Source organism: Nonomuraea sp. NPDC003560 (assembly GCF_042878785.1).
GTDB lineage: Bacteria > Actinomycetota > Actinomycetes > Streptosporangiales > Streptosporangiaceae > Nonomuraea.
In genome coordinates this window covers 503,377-519,267 of the sequence record NZ_JBIAOF010000001.1, presented here as the reverse complement: position 1 = coordinate 519,267, position 15,891 = coordinate 503,377, and the positions used below count along the sequence as shown (strand labels likewise).

The following is a 15,891-nucleotide window of genomic DNA, read 5'->3' as shown; positions in this document are numbered from 1 at the left end:
GTCACAGATCGCCGAACGCTTCGAGCGGGAACGGCGGCTGCGCGAGCGGGCGTACGGCCATGCGCATGAGGATGAGCTGGTTGTCGTCCCCGCAGATCGGGTTGGACGTCAGCTCGCCGCAGCGCGAGCAGCGATGGATGATCATCCAGTCGCCGGTGCGGAGGACCGCGATGGAGATCGGGTTCATCCGCGACCGGCACTCCGACGGGCCGCCCTCCACCCGGTCGAGCACGTGCAACGAGTGCAGGCAGCTCGGGCAGTGGTTACGGCGGACGCCGCCGGGCGCGTACGCGGCGACGGTCAGGCCGCAGCGGACGCAGGCGAAGGTGTCGGTGCTGATGATGGAACGAGGTTTGCCGTTGGCAGACAACCTGGGTTCTCCTTGCCGGATTTGTCGTGAAAAAGGCAGCAAGGGAGCGCCGAGCGGGCCTCACAGGCACGCTGGTGCCACAGGCGGTCCGGCACATTGAGGCCAGGACTTCAGATACTCGTCCTCAGGCTCTGGAACACAGGGAGGCGAGCACACCCGCGGCACGAGAGAGGCGCGCTGGGCGCCGTGCCGGTCATCAACCCACCTCCACAAGTCGCACCGAACAGGACGGTTGCCAGGCTAACCACCCCCTCCGGTCGCGCGCCAACGGTTTTCCCGGGCCCTGGAGATCGACCGAATATCGTTCTAGTGTTCGTCCATGGGGATCGGGCTGACCGAGGAACACCGGGCGCTGGCGGACTCCGTGCGGGGGCTGGCGGGACGTACCGTCGAGCACCGGGCGCTGGCCGGGCAGGGGCTGCTGGGGCTGCATCTGCCGGAGGAGCACGGCGGGCAGGGGTACGGGCTGGTCGAGTTGTGCGTGGCGCTGGAGGTGCTGGGCGAGCTGCGGGTGGCGGGGCCGTACCTGCCGGGTGTGCTGGCCTCGGCGGCGCTCGCCCGGTCCGGGCGGGCGCCCGGCCTGCTGCGCGGGCTGGCCGACGGGTCGCTGACGGCGGCCGTCGTGCTCGGGCCGCTCGCCCTCGGGGCGGCCGGGGCCGACCTGTTCCTCGTTCCGCACGGTGACGGGTGGGCGCTGCTCGACCGGGCCGGCGTGCGCGCCGAGCCCGCCGAGGGCGTCGACCTGGACCGGGATCTGTGCACGGTCACGGCCGTCGCGGGCCGCGACGTCCCGCCGGAGCGCCTGCTGGGGCCGGTGCCGGTGCGGGAGCTGGCCGCGGTGCTGCTGGGCGCCGACGCGTGCGGCACCGCCGCCTGGGCGGTCGGCACGGCCGCCGCCCACGCCAAGGTACGCGAGCAGTTCGGCCGCCCGATCGGCCAGTTCCAGGGCGTCAAGCACCGGGTGGCGGCCGCCCTGGTGGCCTTGGAGCAGGCCCGCGCCGCCGTCTGGGACGCCGCCCGCGCCTTGGACACCCCACCCGCGAACGGGCCCGGCGCGTCCGGCCCACCCGGCGTGTCTCCCGGGCCCGGTGAACCCGGCGGGCTCGGTGACGATGTGCGGCTGGCCGTCGGGGTGGCGGCGGTGCTGGGGCCGGACGCGGCGGTGCGCTGTGCGGCCGACGCCATCCAGGTGCTCGGCGGCATCGGCTACACCTTCGAGCACGACGCCCACCGCCACTACCGCCGCGCCCTGTCCGGCCGCATGCTCGCCGGCGACCCGTGGCCGTGGGCCGAGCAGGTCGCCGGGCTGGCCCTGGCGGGCGCCCGCCGCGCGATGGAGCCCGACCTGCCCGAGGAGTCCGTCCCGCTCAGGGAGGCGATCAGGGCGGAGGCCGAGTCGTTGCGGCGCGAGGAGCCGCTCGCCCGGCTGGGCCGGTTCGCGCGGGAGGGCTGGATCATGCCCTACCTGCCCAGGCCGTGGGGCCGCGCGGCCACGCCGCTGGAACAGGTGATCATCCACCAGGAGTTCCGCGACCTCAAGCGTCCCAACCTGGGGATCGCCGCCTGGGCGGTCCCGTCCATCGTCACGTACGGCACCCCCGAGCAGCGGGACCGTTTCCTGCCCAGGACGTTCACCGGCGAGCTCGTGTGGTGCCAGCTGTTCAGCGAGCCGGGCGCCGGGTCCGACCTGGCCGGCCTGTCCACCAGGGCCACCCGCGTGGCGGGCGGCTGGTCGCTGACCGGCCAGAAGATCTGGACGTCCCTCGCCCAGTACGCCCACTGGGGCATCTGCCTGGCCCGCACCTCCCCCGGCAGGCCCAAGCACGAGGGGATCACGTACTTCCTGGTGGACATGTCCGCCCCCGGCGTCACGATCAGGCCGCTCAAGGAGATCAACGGGGACGAGATCTTCAACGAGGTCTTCCTCGACGACGTCTTCGTCCCGGACGACCTGGTGGTGGGCGAGGTGGACGGCGGCTGGCGGGTGGCCCGCGACACGCTCTCCCATGAGCGGGTCGCGCTCGGCGACTCCTGGGGGCCGGGCTCCCGGCACACCGACATGATCCGGCTGATCGGGACCCTGCCGCCGCTGCGGCAGTCGCAACGCGAGCAGGCGGGCCGCCTGTGGGCCGAGGGCCAGGCGATCTCGGCGCTCGGGCTGCGCGTGACGCTGTCCAGGCTGGCCGGGGCCGACCCGGGGCCCGCCTCCAGCGTGCGCAAGCTGCTCGGCATGCGGCACGCGCAGGCGGTCTCGGAGTTCTGCTGGTCGCTGGCGCCGTCCGACCGCCACTGGAACCGCACGATCCTGACCACCCGGGCCTTCACCATCGGCGGCGGCACCACGGAGGTGCAGCTCAACATCATCGCCGAGCGCGCGCTGGGCCTTCCCCGCGATCCGTGACGCCCGCCCGCACGCACCTGACCTCAGCCGACATCGCCAGGTGACGGGCGGCGAGCCCGGGCATGGCGGTCACCCCGAAGGCGGTCCGGTCCACGCGGGCGGCGACCACGACGGTGAAGCCGTTGGCGGTCACGTCGCAGCGTTCGACGGTGAGGGTGAGCGGGCGCTCGACGCCGGTGACGGTGAGCGTGCCGGTCAGCGTCCCGTCGCCGGTGGGCCCGCCGGTGAAGGTGATGAGGGGGTGGCGGACGGCGTCGAGGAAGCGGGACGAGCGCACGGTCTCGTCGCGCCGGTGGTTGCCGGTGTGGAAGCCGGCGGCGTCGATCTCCACGCGCACGCGGGAGTCGGCGAGCGGTTCGGCGACCTCCACGGTGCCGCCCCTGACGTCGAAGGTGCCGCGGGCGCGGGCGAGGCCGTACAGGTGCCGGGTGGTGAAGCGGATCGCGGAGTTCTCGGTGTCGATCTCGTAGCGGCCCAGCGGGGGGAGGTTCGTCATGGGTTCATTGCACGGCGGCGGGGTGGCCGTGCGGCAGGGCGAGCCGTCGGTCACCGGGGCGACGATCGGCGGGAGCGCATGCGACTTTCGTATGGTTTCCCGCTTACCCGATATTTACGGCATGTGGGGATGTCGTAGCGTTTGCGGCATGGGTGCAGGGGCGTGTCGCCGTTCCCGCGTGCTGGACGTGGCCATCGCGGGCGGATTCGCGCTGCTGGACACCGGCTCGACGCTGCTCGGCCTGTCGTGGTGGCCCGAGCGTCCCGGTCCGCTCGCCTGGGCGCTGCTGGCGGTCCAGGCGGCCGCGTGCCTGTCGCTGGTGGCCCGCCGCCGGGCGCCGCTGACGGTCCTGGGCGTGCTGGGGACGTACACGCTCGTGGTGACGTTGCTGATCTCGCCGGGCGGCGTGCTGGTCCCGGCCGGGCAGGGGAACGTGTGGGCGCCGTTCGCGACCATCGCGGCGGCGTACGGGCCGCTCTACGACCGCAGGGACCGGCGGATCGCCGTCGCCGCGCTGGCCGCGTACACGATGGTGATCGCGCGGGTGTGGGACCCGTCGGCAGGCGTGCTGGTCGACGGGGTGCTGCGCACGGCCGTCGGCCCGCTGCTCGCGCTCTACCTCGACGGACGGCGGCGGGTGCTCAGGATGCTGGTCGAACGCGCCGAACGGGCCGAACGCGAGCGGCACCTGCTGGCCGAGCAGGCCCGCGCCGAGGAGCGCGCCCGGCTGGCCGGCGAGATGCACGACGTCGTCACCCACCGGGTGAGCCTCATGGTGCTGCAGGCCGGTGCGCTGCGGGTCACCGCGGCCGACGAGCACACCCGGCAGACCGCAGAGGAGCTGCGGGCCGCGGGCTGCCAGGTGCTCGACGAGCTGCGGGACCTGATCGGCGTCCTGCGCACCGCGCCGGAGCCGGAGGTGCCGCCGTCGGCGGCCGACTTCGCCGCGCTGGTCGCCGAGTCCGCCTCCGTGGGCACCCCGGCCGAGCTGGTCGAGGAGGGTGACCGGGCGCTGGCCTCGCCGGTGGTGGGGCGCACGGCGTACCGGATCGTGCGCGAGGCGCTGACCAACGTGCGCAAGCACGCGCCGGGCGCGCGGGTGCAGGTGCGCATCGAGTACGGCCAGGCGCGGGTACGGCTCACGGTGCGCAACACGCCGCCGACCGGCCTGCCCGGCGGCCCCCTGGCCGGCACCGGCTCCGGCCTCGGCATCGCCGACCTGCGGCGACGGGTCGAGGTCGTGCACGGCACGCTGCGCGCCGGGCCGGCCCCCGACGGCGGGTTCACCGTCGAGGCCGTTCTCCCGGCGTACGTGGCGACATGATCAGGGTCGTGGTCGTGGACGACGAGCCGATGGTCTGCCGTTTCCTGCGCACCATCCTCGGCTCGGCGCCCGACATCGAGGTCGTGGACGAGGCCCACGACGGCGCCGCCGGCGTCGAGGCGGTCGTGCGCAGCCGTCCGGACGTCGTGCTGATGGACCTGCGCATGCCCCGCGTGGACGGGCTCACCGCGATCGAACGCCTGGCCGAGCTGCCCCGGCCGCCGGTCGTCGTGGTGCTGACGACGTTCGACGCCGACGAGTACGTGCTGCGCGCCCTGCGCGCGGGGGCCGCCGGCTTCCTGGTCAAGTCCACGCCGCCGGAGGACCTCATCGGGCTCGTCCGGGTGGCCGCCGAGGGGCACACCGTGCTGTCGCCGGTCGCCGCCCGCAGGCTGGTGGCGGCCTCGGCCGCCGCGGACCCGGCCCGCGCCCGCGCCCGCGAACTGCTGGAGTCGCTGACCGGACGCGAGCGCGAGGTGCTGGCCTGCCTCGGCGAGGGGCTGTCGAACGCGCAGATCGCCGCCCGCCTCCACCTGGCCGAACCCACCGTCAAGGGGTACGTGTCGCGCCTGCTGGACAAGCTGGGCTGCCACAACCGCACCCAGGCGAGCCTCATCGCCCACGACGCGGGCCTGACCCGGTAGGCGCCGCGGGCGGCGGGTTTGGCGGCGGGTTTGGCGGCGGAGCAGCGAGGTAGGTGATAAGCCGCAAAGGGGGACAAAAGCCATGAGTAATCCGCAACAGCCCGAACTTCGCCGGTCGGGTAAGTCCGGCGCGAACTCGAAATCCACCGACGCCGTGCCGGAGTCCAAGAGCGGCGGCAAGCGGGCCGGTCGTCCGCACGGCAGCGACAAGGGACACAAGGGCGGCGGCAAGGGCGGCGGCGTGCCTCCGGGCCAGCACCCTCCGTATCCGGGGTGAGCGGGATGAAGGGCAGCCTGCAGTTCATCGGCAACGCGACCACGCTGATCCGCTACAACGGCTTCACGCTGCTGACGGATCCCAACTTCCTGCACCGCGGCCAGCGGGCGTACCTGGGCTACGGCCTGAGCTCGCGCCGGCTGAAGGACCCGGCCATCGACGTGTCGGACCTGCCGCCCATCGACGCGGTGGTGCTCTCGCACCTGCACGGGGACCACTGGGACCGGGTGACGGAGAAGGGCCTGGACAAGGGCACCCAGATCATCACCACCCGGCAGGCGGCGCGCACGCTGCGCCGCCGCGGCTTCGGCCGCAGCACGGGCCTGGAGGTGTGGGAGCAGCACGAGCTGAGCGGCCCGCAGGGCAGCGTGACCGTCACCGCCCTGCCCGCCAGGCACGCGCCCGGCCCCGCCGAGACGCTGCTGCCGCCGGTGATCGGGACGATGCTGGAGTTCCGCGGCCCCGAGGGCCTGGTGGAGCTGCGCCTGCACATCAGCGGCGACACCCTGCTCGACCGCCGCCTGGAGGCGATCCCGCGTCGCTTCCCGGAGGTCGACCTCGCGCTCGTGCACCTGGGCGGCACCCGCCTGCTCGGCACCCTGCTGGTCACCATGGACGGCGAGCAGGGCGCGACCTGGGTCGACCTGATCAACCCGCACACCGTGGTGCCGGTGCACTACGACGACTACGGCGTCTTCAGCTCACCGCTGGACGACTTCCGGCACCACATCGAGCAGGTGGGCCTGGCCGACCGGGTGGTCTACCTGGAACGCGGCGAGACCCGCGAACTGGCGCCGCACCACCTCGTGCGCCGCTGACCGCACGGACGGGCACCCGTCCGGGCCCCGCACCTGCCCGGACGGGCACCTCTCCGCGGCCCGCACCCGTCCGAACCTGCACCCGTCCGAGGCGCGCACCCGTCCGAGGCCGTTTCGGGACGGGTGCTTCGGCGTTTCGCCGGGGATGAGGTTTCTTCTACTCGGATGAAGAATCCCCTACCGGGGGCGGAAGTTTACATATCCGATTTCTCCCCCAGCGGGAGGTACGGGAGTTACCTTCGATCTCGGCCGCACCTCCTGTGCCGCCGCACGGCCGGGCCGTCGGGTCCCGTCCCAGGCGCCGGGTCCGGCCGTGCGGCCCACAGCCGCCGTCCTGCTCAGGAGAGCTTGGCCAGCTTCTCCGACGTCCGCTTGAACGCCTTGCCGGTCCACTTGTAGGTCTGGCGGACGAGCAGGTCGGGGCAGCACCGGGGAGCCTTGTCGCTGACCACCTTGCCACTCAGGCGCGCCTCGCCGTTCTGGACGGCGACGGTCTGGGTCTTGAAGTACCGGTTCTTGCCGAGCGTGCCGATCAGCCGCGGGGCCGAACGCCGGGACGCGCCGTCGTAGACGAAGGCCAGCACCGGGTTGCCCGCCGTGGGGCTCGGGCAGGACGAGGTGACGACGGTGTCCGGACGCCCGTCCCGCGTGAGGTCGCCGACCGCGGCGACCCGGGCGCGGACGACGTACCACTTGTCCTTCGGCCCCGGCTTGGGGCAGTGCAGCGCCCGCTCCACGACGGGCGCCCAGTCGATGCCCTGGAACGGGTCGGTCGCCGCCGGGCCGGTCGCGGCGAAGGCGGCGCCCGTGGCGAGGATCGGCGCCAGTGAGGTCGACAGGGCGACGGTCGACGCCCAGACGCGGAGTCGGCGGGCCATCGGGCTGCTCTTGTGCGTGGCGCTTGAGTTCATGACCGTTTCGATGCGGGAAACGCCTGACTGGTTCGGCCCGAACCGCGTGACTTCCGGCGTCATGCCGTCCGGAGCGTCTTGTCCGTCATGCCATCCGGTGCGTTTCGTCAGGCGGAAGGGGTGCAGGGCTTTGTGGGGACTCGACCACATTTTCGGAAGCGTCGTCCCAGCGTTACGCGCGACACGCCCAGACCTGCGGCTCGCATCCTGTACCAGCTCACGATCGCCACCGCCGTTATCGATCTGAGATGTTCGCTTATGTCTCCACCTCGCCCCCTGCCCAGGCAGCCGCCTGGCCGAGGCCGGAACGGAAGGACACCTCACATGCGCCCAGCCACCCGAGCAGCCCTCACCACCCTCGCCGTCGCGTGCTGCACCTTCAGCTCGCTGCCGGCCTGGGCGGCGCCGGCCGGGAACGCGCCGTCGTGCGTGACCGTCTGGCAGAACACCGGGACCATCACCAAGACCGGCTACGCCCGCAACGACTGCGGCTACCGGCTGCGACTGAAGATCATCTGGGCGCGCGGGACGGACGGCGCCTGCCAGACCGTGGACCCCGGCGAGACCATCTACTCGCGCGTGCCGCGCGGCGTGCGCACCTTCGACGGAGCCGACACCTGCTGACCGGCTCCCGCGAAAAGGCCGGCCTCACGACGGGGGCCGGCCTTTCGGGTTGCCGACACCGGAGGTCAGCCGTCGGTGACCGGGACTCCCGCCTCGCCCGGCACGTGAGTGATCACTGCTCCTCCGGCGCGTTCCTGGCCTTGCTGGGCTGGACGCGCTTGGGCTCGCCCGGCATCTTCGGGTAGTTGGGCGGGTAGGGCAGGTCGCCGCGGTCGTCGGCGGCGTACATCTCCAGCAGGGGCTCGATCGAGTACGCCCGGTCGTCGATGGCCGCGTGCACGTCGCCCAGCTTGGCGAAGCGGGCCGGGACGGTGCGGATGTCGAAGTCGCGCGGGTCGGCGTCGGCCAGCTCGTCCCAGGTCAGCGGGGTCGAGACGGGGGCGTGCGGCTGGGCCCGGACGGAGTAGGCGCTGGCGACGGTGCGGTCTCTGGCGTTCTGGTTGAAGTCGATGAAGACGCGGTCGCCGCGCTCCTCCTTCCACCACGCGGTGGTCACCAGGTCGGGATCGCGGGCCTCGACCGCCCTGGCCAGCGCGATGCCGGCGTGACGCACCTGGACGAAGTCCCAGCGGGGCTCGATGCGCACCGCGATGTGCACCCCGCGGTTGCCCGAAGTCTTGACGAACCCCGCCATGCCCAGCTCGTCGAGCACCTCGCGGGTGCGCTCGGCGGCCCGGCGCGCGGCGTCGAACTCCAGGCCGGGCTGCGGGTCGAGGTCGATGCGCAGCTCGTCGGGGTGCTCGACGTCGGCGGCCCGCACCTGCCAGGGGTGGAAGTCGATGGTGCCCAGGTTGGCGCAGTAGGCGATCGCGGCGACCTCGGTGACCCGGAGCGAGTCGGCGGTGCGGCCGCTGGGGAAGGTGACCGTGACCGACTGCAGCCACTCGGGATGCCTGGGCGGCATGCGCTTCTGGTAGATGGCCTCGGTCTGGACGCCGTCAGGATGGCGCTTGATGTTGGTCGGCCGGTCTCTGAGCGCGCGCAGGGCCCCTTCGCCGACGCTCACGTAGTACTCGACCAGCTCCCGCTTTGTCGCCCCGATCTCCGGGAAGTAGACCTTGTCGGGATTGGTGACCTTGACGGTCCGCTCCCCCACCTTGAGCTCTATGAACGGCGATGCCATGCCACCGAACCTACTCCCCCGCGCCGACAGAACAGCCGACGACAGACCCGACAACAGGGCCGACGACAGGGCCGACGTGAGAGGCGGGCCCGTCCCGGAGCCGCGTCGGTGGCGGGACCGGGGCTCGACGGGACGGACCTAAGATCATCCATCGCCGTTCCGGGCGCTGGCGCGCCACCCGGCCGGCCATCTCGGGTCGCCAGCGGCGCCAGCACGGGCGTGGGCTGTGCCGCTACGGCGAGCCGCGGACGATCTCACCCCTTGGCAGGAGGCGATGACACCCCCTTACCGACAAAGACGCGAATTCGGCCGAGAAAGGATGCTTCACCCTGCGGAGATCTCTTTTTGCCGGATCTCGTAGTCTGGACGCATGGACAAGGTGGTCAAGAGCGAGGCCGAATGGCGGGCCAGGCTCTCTCCTGAGGAGTTCCACGTGCTCAGGGAGGCCGGGACCGAGCGCCCGTTCACGGGGGAGTACGTCGACACCAAGACCGAGGGCGTGTACTCGTGCCGCGCCTGCGGCGCCGAGCTGTTCCGGTCCGACACGAAGTTCGAGTCGCACTGCGGATGGCCGAGCTTCTTCGAGCCGTCGGGGTCGGAGGCGGTGAGGCTGATCGAGGACGACAGTCACGGCATGGTGCGCACGGAGGTGCGCTGCGCCCGCTGCGACTCCCACCTCGGTCACGTCTTCCACGGCGAGGGCTATCCGACGCCGACCGACGACCGTTACTGCATCAACTCGGTCTCACTGAGGCTCGAACCCAAGGGGTGATCGATCAGCGACAGAGCGTACCGATCGTCCACAAGGGGTAGGGGCCTGCTTGTGGGCCGTGTCCATCTTCGCCACCGCTGGGTGACGATTGAGACGATCGGGCGTGTCGTGACTCAGCGGTGTGAGGTGTGCTCGAAGACGAGGGTCCGGGTGCGCTAGCCCGCCTCGGCGGCTCCCGCGTTTCCCGACGCACGTCAGTTCGGCCGGGGGTACGTGACACGGCAACTATGGTCGGACGGGCCCAGGATGTTGGCGAGGACGGGGTTCCCGTTCTCGCCGAACTCCGCCTGCACGAACACGATCGGACGCTTCACGCCGTTCGCCCTGAGGTACTCCAGGCCGCGTTTGCACAGCGTGATGGCCGCGGCGGAGTTGTCGGCGCTGTCCGGTAAGTTCGTGTAAATGCGCAGATATCCGCCTACGGTGCGGATGTCCTTGAGGTGTTTCATCGCCTTGTCGCCCCGCCCCCAACGGGCGCGGAAGTACTCCGCGGCCTCCCGGTCGGTGTGCCGCGACGGTCCGTCGGCCTTGTAACCGGCCGAGTCGCCGCCCTTGGCCGCGCCCGGGTCGTCGGCCTCGGGCAGGCTGACCTGGGCGTCGCCGGTCTCGGTCTTCCCCGTGACGGTGTCCGGCTTGCCCTGGACGGCGTCCGGCTTCGCGGCGGGGTCGGCGGCGCCGGTCCGGGCGGGCGTCCCTGAGCCGGCGGGGTCGGCAGTGGCCGGCGTGCTCGGCCGGGCCTGGCCCTTCGGCAGCTCGCGCGCCTCCGCGGCGCCCTTGCCGGTGGCCGGCGCCCGTCCCGGGTTCGCCGGGACGCCGCCCTCGGCCGCCGGGTCCTGCCGGGCCGTGGCGCCCTCCGCGCCGGCCGGGGCTCCGGAGGCGGCGACCGTGCCGCCGAACGCGCCGTTCAGGCCGAGCAGCAGCGCCACTCCCCCGGCCAGCGCCACCGCGCCCGCCGCCAGGCCCCGTGTTCCCGCACGCCCGCGCCGCCGCCGCCCACGCCGCCCGCGTCCCGCACGCACCTCCGCCGGGCCGCCGATCGCCCGCGCGTGACCCGTGCGCGCCTCCGCCGGGCCGCCGCTCACCCGCGCGTGACCCGTGTGCGCCTCAGCCCGGCCGCCGGTGCGGGGCTCCGCCCGGTCGCCGGGCTGCCGGGCGGACGGTGTCGTGTCCCGTAACGCCGCATGACGGCCTGGCGCGCGCCGGCGCCCGGGGCCCTGACCTTCCGCGGACTGTTCCACCCGGCCCTCCTAGCCCCTGCGTGGACCGTGCCACCGACGTTACGCCACCGAAAGGGAATTCACCCTCGATTGTGACAAAGGGGATAGATCACTTCAGGGAGATCGTCAAGTTGGCCCCGACGTTCCTCGCTGCCTCGGGCCGCCATGACCGCTAGGGCAGGGCCGCGACGAGCTCCTGCACCGGCTTGCGGGCGCCCGTGTAGAACGGGATCTCCACGCGGGTGTGGCGGCGGGCCTGCGCGCCGCGCAGCGTGCGCATCAGGTCGACGATGCGGTGGAGCTCGTCGGCCTCGAACGCCAGCATCCACTCGTAGTCGTTGAGCGAGAAGCAGGCCACGGTGTTGGCCCGCACGTCGGGGTAGTCGCGGGCCATCCGGCCGTGCTCGGCCAGCATCGCCCGCCGCTCGGAGTCCTCCAGCAGGTACCACTCGTAGGAGCGCACGAACGGGTAGACGCTGACGTACGCCCGCGGCTCCTCCTCGGCCAGGAAGGCCGGGATGTGGGACTTGTTGAACTCGGCCGGCCGGTGGAGCGCCATGGCCGACCAGACCGGCCTGCTGTGCCGGCCGAGGCCGGTGCGGCGGAACCGGGAGTAGACGTCCTGGAGGTCCTCGGGCGTGGGAGCGTGCCACCAGAACATGTAGTCGGCGTCGGCACGGAAGCCGGCGACGTCGTAGACCCCCCTGGTCACGACGTCCTTGCCGGCCGCCTGTGCGAGCAGCTCCTCGACCTCGTCGGCCATGTTCTCCCGGTTGCCCGGGACCTGCTCGGTCACCTGGAAGACCGACCACATGGTGTAACGGATCACCTGGTTGAGATCGCGGGCCTTCGGCCGCGGCGCGCCCTCTGTCATGTCCTTCATTCTCCTTCTCGCGACAGGTGGTCCAGAATCCGGGCCGCGGCCGTGCGAGCGGTCGCGATGCAGGCGGGGACGCCGATGCCGTCGTAGGCCGCGCCGCACACGGCGAGCCCGGCGGCGCCCGAGACCGCGGCGCGCACCCTGGCCACCCGGTCGAGGTGGCCCACGTTGTACTGCGGCAGCCCGCCGCCCCAGCGGGTGACCCGGCTGTCGACCGGCAGGCCGCGCACGCCGATCACGTCGGCCAGCTCGGCCGTGGCCAGCGACACCAGCTCGGCGTCGTCGCGCTGGAGCAGGTGCTCCTCGCCGATCCTGCCGACCGAGCAGCGTACGAGCAGCAGGTCCTGGGCCAGGTGGGGCCACTTGACCGAGCTGAACGTCACCGCCTTGACCGGCCGGCCCTCCACCGGCGGCACCAGGTAGCCGCTGCCGGTCGGCGGCTGCGGGAGCGCGTCGATCGGGTAGGCGAGCGTGACGACGGCCATGCTGGCGTACTCGATCCTGGCCAGCTCGGCGGCGGCCTTGGGCACCTCGGCCTTGAGCAGGCGGGCGGCGGCGGGCGCGGGCGTGGCCAGGATGACCGCGTCGGCCTCGATCACCTCGGGCCGCGGCACCGGCCCGGCGACCAGCCGCCAGCCGTGCTCGGCGCGGTGGAGCTCGCGCACGGTCACGCCGGTCCGGACGTCGGCCCCGGACGCCTTGGCCACCGCCTCGGGCAGGCCGCCCAGGCCCTGGCGCAGCGTCGTGAAGACCGGCCCGCCGTTCTTGGGCGCGTCCTCGACGATGTGCCGGGCGGCGCTCAGCAACGAGCGCTCGGCCCTGGCGACGGCCGCGACCTGCGGCATCGTCGCCTCCAGCGACAGCATGTCGGAACGGCCGGCGTAGACCCCGCCGAGCAGCGGCTCGACCAGGCGCTCGACGATCTCACCGCCCATCCTGGCCCGGATGTAGGAGGCCACGGACACGTCGGTGCGCACCAGCGTGGGCGGCAGGACCTGGTCGAGCGGCACCCGCAGCAGGCCGCCGGGCGAGACGATGCCGGACCTGGCCAGCTCCGCCAGGTCGGCCGGCACGCCCATGACGTGCCCCTTCGGCATCTGCCGCAGCGCGCCCCTGGAGTAGACGGCCGACCGCACGGTGCCGGGCAGGACCAGCTCGTCCTCCAGCCCGACGGCCTTGGCCAGCTCGACGCCCTCCGGCCGGCGGGCCAGCATGGCCTCGGCCCCGGCGTCGAGGCTCACCCCCGCGACCTCGGAGGCGTGCAGCTTGCCGCCGAGGCGGGGGCTGCCCTCCAACACGGTCACCTTGACCTGCTCGCTCGTACCCTGACGGAGGAACCACGCGGCCGCCAGGCCGGAGATCCCACCGCCGATGACGACGACGTGCGCCCGTTTCCCTTCCACGTCTCCTGACGCTACCGCCTCGGCAGACCGCCCAGCTGATTGGGGCACGTGACCCTACCGTGATGTATGTCGCCAAACCGGGGTGATCCCGTTTCCGTCATAAGGGCATGAGGAGAATCCGGTTGGGCATCGCGCTCTCGGCCTGCGCCACCCTGCTGCTCGCGGGCTGCGGCGGCGGCAACATCGAGATGTCGTCGGGCGGCTCGCCCGCGGTGGCCTCGCAGGGCATGGCCGCCCCCGAGGCGCGGGACCTGGCCGCGCCGAAGAGGCAAGCCGCGCCGCAGGACGGCGACAGCGCGGTCTCCGGCGTCAAGCTGGCCCAGCGGCAGCCGGACCGGCAGGTGATCTACACCGGCAGCATGACCGTACGCGCCAAGCAGGTCACCTCGGCCGCGCAGCAGGCCAAGCAGCTCGTCACGGCGGCGGGCGGCTACCTGTCGAAGGAGGAGGCCGAGTCGGCCGGCGACACCGAGGACTCGGCCCTGCTGGAGTTCAAGATCCCGCCTGCCCGGTACGCCGACGTGACCGCCAGGCTGGGCAAGGAGCTGGGCAAGCAGCTCTCGATGACCCAGGGCACCCAGGACGTCACCCTCCAGGTCGCCGACGTCGAGAGCCGGCTGAGGTCGGCGCGGAAGTCGCTGGAGTCGCTGCGCACGCTGCTGAAGAAGGCCGAGACCATCGGGCAGGTGCTGGAGGTGGAGCGGGAGATCAACTCCCGCGAGGCGGACCTGGAGGCGTTGCAGGCCCAGCAGAAGGAGCTGGCCACCCAGGTCGCGATGGCCACGCTGACGCTCCGGCTGGTCGGGCCGGTGACCGTGGTCGAGGACCCGGCCGAGGAGCCGGCGGGCTTCCTCGGCGGGCTGAAGACCGGGTGGGAGGCGCTGGTGTCGTTCACCAAGACGGCGCTGACCGTGGTCGGCGCGCTGCTGCCGTGGCTGCTCGTCCTGGCGCCGCTGGTGGCCGTGGCGGTGTTCCTGGTGCGGCGCAACCGCGCGCGCCGCCCCGTGCCCCCTGCCGCGCCCGACCCCGCGCCCGAGCCCGCCGAGCCCGGGCCGTCGGCGGCGTGAGGGTCAGGCGCCCGCTTCGTGCACCAGGTCGGTCAGGCGCTTGAGCTGGTCGGGGTCGGTCGAGGGGAGCACGCCGTGGCCGAGGTTGAACACGTGCCCCTCGGCCGCCGCGCCGCGCCGCAGCACCTCGCGGGCCCTGCGCTCCACGACCTCCCACGGCGCGAGCAGGATCGCCGGGTCGAGGTTGCCCTGCAGCGCCTTGCCCGGCCCGACGCGCCGGGCCGCCTCGTCGAGCGGCACCCGCCAGTCGACGCCCACGACGTCGGCCCCGGCCTCGCCGAGCACGCCGAGCAGCTCGCCGGTGCCCACGCCGAAGTGGATGCGGGGCACGCCCGCGACGCCCTCGAAGATGCGCCGGGTGTGGGGCAGGACGAACTCGCGGTAGTCCTCCGGGGCCACCGCGCCCACCCACGAGTCGAACAGCTGGATCGCCGAGGCGCCGGCCGCGATCTGGATGCGCAGGTGCTCCAGCACGATGTCGGACAGGCGTTCCATGAGGGAGTGCCACAGGGCGGGCTCGCCGTACATCATGGCCTTGGTGCGGTCGTGGTTCTTCGACGGGCCGCCCTCGATGAGGTAGGACCCGAGCGTGAAGGGCGCGCCGGCGAAGCCGATCAGCGGGGTGCCGCCCAGCTCGCCGACCAGGGCCGAGATCGCCTCCGTCACGTACGGCACGTCGCCCGGCTCCAGCGGGCGCAGCGCCTCCACGGCCCGCGCGTCGCGGATCGGGTCGGCGACGACCGGGCCGACGCCCGGCTTGATGTCGAGGTCGACGCCGATGGCCTTGAGCGGGACGACGATGTCGCTGAAGAAGATGGCCGCGTCGACGCCGTAGCGGCGCACGGGCTGCATGGTGATCTCGACGATCAGGTCGGGCGTCGCGCAGGCGGTGAGCATCGGCACACCCTCGCGGACCTTCAGGTATTCGGGCAGCGATCGCCCGGCCTGCCTCATGTACCAGACCGGGGTGTGCGGGACGGGCTGCCTGCGGCAGGCGCGCAGGAAGGCTGAGTCGGCGAGATTCACCCTCCAAGGGTGCCATGGCACCCGATCGGCCGGGACATCGGCGCGGGGGTGACCGGATCGGCCCGGACATCGGCGCGGGGTGTCGGAAAAACATGCATTGGATACCCAAAATCATGATCAGATAGCCAGATGAAGGTTTACCGGTCTGCCCGGCAGCGGCGTCGCACACGGGTCGAACACACCCCATGCCCGCCCAGAGAGCCGGTCTCGACTGGACCAAATGTTCACCAACCCACCGCGCGGCACCGATTCAGCGACCACTTTCGGGACACGCCGAGCGCGTTGCGGGGAATTGTCAGCGGCTCGTGCCAACGTCGGAGCCACGACCCGAAGAAAGGCCCCGGTTCGATGACTGGTGCGATGACCGCGTTGTGGAGTTCCCCGGAAGTTCGCAGCGAGCGCTGTGCTGCCTGCGCCGGCGAGCGGCTGTTCGAGCAGCCGCCCTGCTTCGACGGACACGGTCCTGGCGAGTGCCCGGAATGGGCCTGCGCCGAATGCGGCCACGCGATCCTGCTCGGCTCGGCCGAGACCACCCGAC

16 protein-coding genes are annotated in these 15,891 nt (G+C 72.7%); 8 read left to right on the top strand and 8 right to left on the bottom strand.

Annotation, left to right across the window (positions count from 1 at the left end; genetic code table 11):
* Nucleotide 1: 1 nt before the first annotated feature.
* The gene (locus tag ACFYUV_RS02455) at nucleotides 2-370 is read right to left on the bottom strand and encodes an RNHCP domain-containing protein (RefSeq protein WP_352325680.1); all 369 of its coding nucleotides are present in this window, start codon (nucleotides 368-370) and stop codon (nucleotides 2-4) included.
* A gap of 319 nt (nucleotides 371-689) precedes the next feature.
* Between ACFYUV_RS02455 and ACFYUV_RS02450 the strand changes: the two genes are divergently transcribed.
* Complete coding sequence (locus ACFYUV_RS02450; RefSeq protein ID WP_387664085.1) at nucleotides 690-2,771, top strand: acyl-CoA dehydrogenase; 2,082 nt, start codon at nucleotides 690-692, stop codon at nucleotides 2,769-2,771.
* On the opposite strand, the gene ACFYUV_RS02445 is transcribed toward ACFYUV_RS02450, so the two are convergent.
* Nucleotides 2,731-3,267 carry a YceI family protein gene (locus ACFYUV_RS02445; protein ID WP_387664083.1) on the bottom strand — a complete coding sequence of 179 codons (537 nt, stop codon included), beginning with the start codon at nucleotides 3,265-3,267 and terminating at the stop codon, nucleotides 2,731-2,733. The two genes, ACFYUV_RS02450 and ACFYUV_RS02445, sit on opposite strands and share 41 nt — an antisense overlap.
* A 148-nt stretch (nucleotides 3,268-3,415) precedes the next feature.
* Here ACFYUV_RS02445 and ACFYUV_RS02440 point away from each other — a divergent pair, with 148 nt between their 5' ends.
* The 4 genes from ACFYUV_RS02440 (at nucleotide 3,416) to ACFYUV_RS02425 (ending at nucleotide 6,330) form a co-directional block, all read left to right on the top strand.
* Nucleotides 3,416-4,591: a sensor histidine kinase gene (locus ACFYUV_RS02440; RefSeq protein WP_387664081.1), complete on the top strand. Its 1,176-nt coding sequence runs from the start codon at nucleotides 3,416-3,418 to the stop codon at nucleotides 4,589-4,591.
* Nucleotides 4,588-5,235 (top strand): response regulator, encoded by a 648-nt coding sequence (locus ACFYUV_RS02435; protein ID WP_387664079.1) that lies wholly within the window; start codon nucleotides 4,588-4,590, stop codon nucleotides 5,233-5,235. The genes ACFYUV_RS02440 and ACFYUV_RS02435 overlap by 4 nt, the downstream gene beginning before the upstream one ends.
* A gap of 82 nt (nucleotides 5,236-5,317) precedes the next feature.
* On the top strand, nucleotides 5,318-5,512 hold the full coding sequence (locus ACFYUV_RS02430) for a hypothetical protein (protein WP_352325673.1): 195 nt from the start codon (nucleotides 5,318-5,320) through the stop codon (nucleotides 5,510-5,512).
* A gap of 5 nt (nucleotides 5,513-5,517) precedes the next feature.
* Nucleotides 5,518-6,330, top strand: coding sequence for an MBL fold metallo-hydrolase (locus ACFYUV_RS02425; RefSeq protein WP_358284774.1), 813 nt, complete (start codon nucleotides 5,518-5,520; stop codon nucleotides 6,328-6,330).
* A 338-nt stretch (nucleotides 6,331-6,668) separates the two neighbouring features.
* Here the strand turns inward: ACFYUV_RS02425 and ACFYUV_RS02420 are convergent, their stop codons facing one another.
* Entirely contained in the window at nucleotides 6,669-7,241 is a 573-nt protein-coding gene (locus ACFYUV_RS02420; RefSeq protein ID WP_387664076.1) for a hypothetical protein, read from the bottom strand.
* Nucleotides 7,242-7,565: 324 nt separating this feature from the next.
* On the opposite strand from ACFYUV_RS02420, the gene ACFYUV_RS02415 reads away from it, so the two are divergent.
* Nucleotides 7,566-7,865 carry a hypothetical protein gene (locus ACFYUV_RS02415; RefSeq protein ID WP_358284770.1) on the top strand — a complete coding sequence of 100 codons (300 nt, stop codon included), beginning with the start codon at nucleotides 7,566-7,568 and terminating at the stop codon, nucleotides 7,863-7,865.
* Between the two features lie 112 nt (nucleotides 7,866-7,977).
* Here ACFYUV_RS02415 and ligD read toward each other — a convergent pair whose 3' ends face one another.
* A complete protein-coding gene (ligD, locus tag ACFYUV_RS02410; RefSeq protein WP_387664074.1) occupies nucleotides 7,978-8,988 on the bottom strand; it encodes a non-homologous end-joining DNA ligase in 1,011 nt (336 codons plus the stop codon).
* A gap of 370 nt (nucleotides 8,989-9,358) precedes the next feature.
* Between ligD and msrB the strand changes: the two genes are divergently transcribed.
* Nucleotides 9,359-9,760 (top strand): peptide-methionine (R)-S-oxide reductase MsrB, encoded by a 402-nt coding sequence (gene msrB, locus ACFYUV_RS02405; RefSeq protein WP_387664072.1) that lies wholly within the window; start codon nucleotides 9,359-9,361, stop codon nucleotides 9,758-9,760.
* A 194-nt stretch (nucleotides 9,761-9,954) separates the two neighbouring features.
* On the opposite strand, the gene ACFYUV_RS02400 is transcribed toward msrB, so the two are convergent.
* From ACFYUV_RS02400 to hemG, 3 genes are all read right to left on the bottom strand, one after another.
* Nucleotides 9,955-10,998 (bottom strand): hypothetical protein, encoded by a 1,044-nt coding sequence (locus tag ACFYUV_RS02400; protein WP_387664070.1) that lies wholly within the window; start codon nucleotides 10,996-10,998, stop codon nucleotides 9,955-9,957.
* A 151-nt stretch (nucleotides 10,999-11,149) separates the two neighbouring features.
* Complete coding sequence (gene hemQ / locus ACFYUV_RS02395; protein WP_352365611.1) at nucleotides 11,150-11,851, bottom strand: hydrogen peroxide-dependent heme synthase; 702 nt, start codon at nucleotides 11,849-11,851, stop codon at nucleotides 11,150-11,152.
* A 5-nt stretch (nucleotides 11,852-11,856) separates the two neighbouring features.
* Nucleotides 11,857-13,260 carry a protoporphyrinogen oxidase gene (gene hemG / locus ACFYUV_RS02390; protein ID WP_387664068.1) on the bottom strand — a complete coding sequence of 468 codons (1,404 nt, stop codon included), beginning with the start codon at nucleotides 13,258-13,260 and terminating at the stop codon, nucleotides 11,857-11,859.
* A gap of 122 nt (nucleotides 13,261-13,382) precedes the next feature.
* Between hemG and ACFYUV_RS02385 the strand changes: the two genes are divergently transcribed.
* The gene (locus ACFYUV_RS02385; protein WP_387664066.1) at nucleotides 13,383-14,327 is read left to right on the top strand and encodes a DUF4349 domain-containing protein; all 945 of its coding nucleotides are present in this window, start codon (nucleotides 13,383-13,385) and stop codon (nucleotides 14,325-14,327) included.
* Between the two features lie 3 nt (nucleotides 14,328-14,330).
* Here ACFYUV_RS02385 and hemE read toward each other — a convergent pair whose 3' ends face one another.
* On the bottom strand, nucleotides 14,331-15,329 hold the full coding sequence (gene hemE / locus ACFYUV_RS02380; RefSeq protein WP_358285965.1) for a uroporphyrinogen decarboxylase: 999 nt from the start codon (nucleotides 15,327-15,329) through the stop codon (nucleotides 14,331-14,333).
* Between the last annotated feature and the right edge of the window lie 562 nt (nucleotides 15,330-15,891).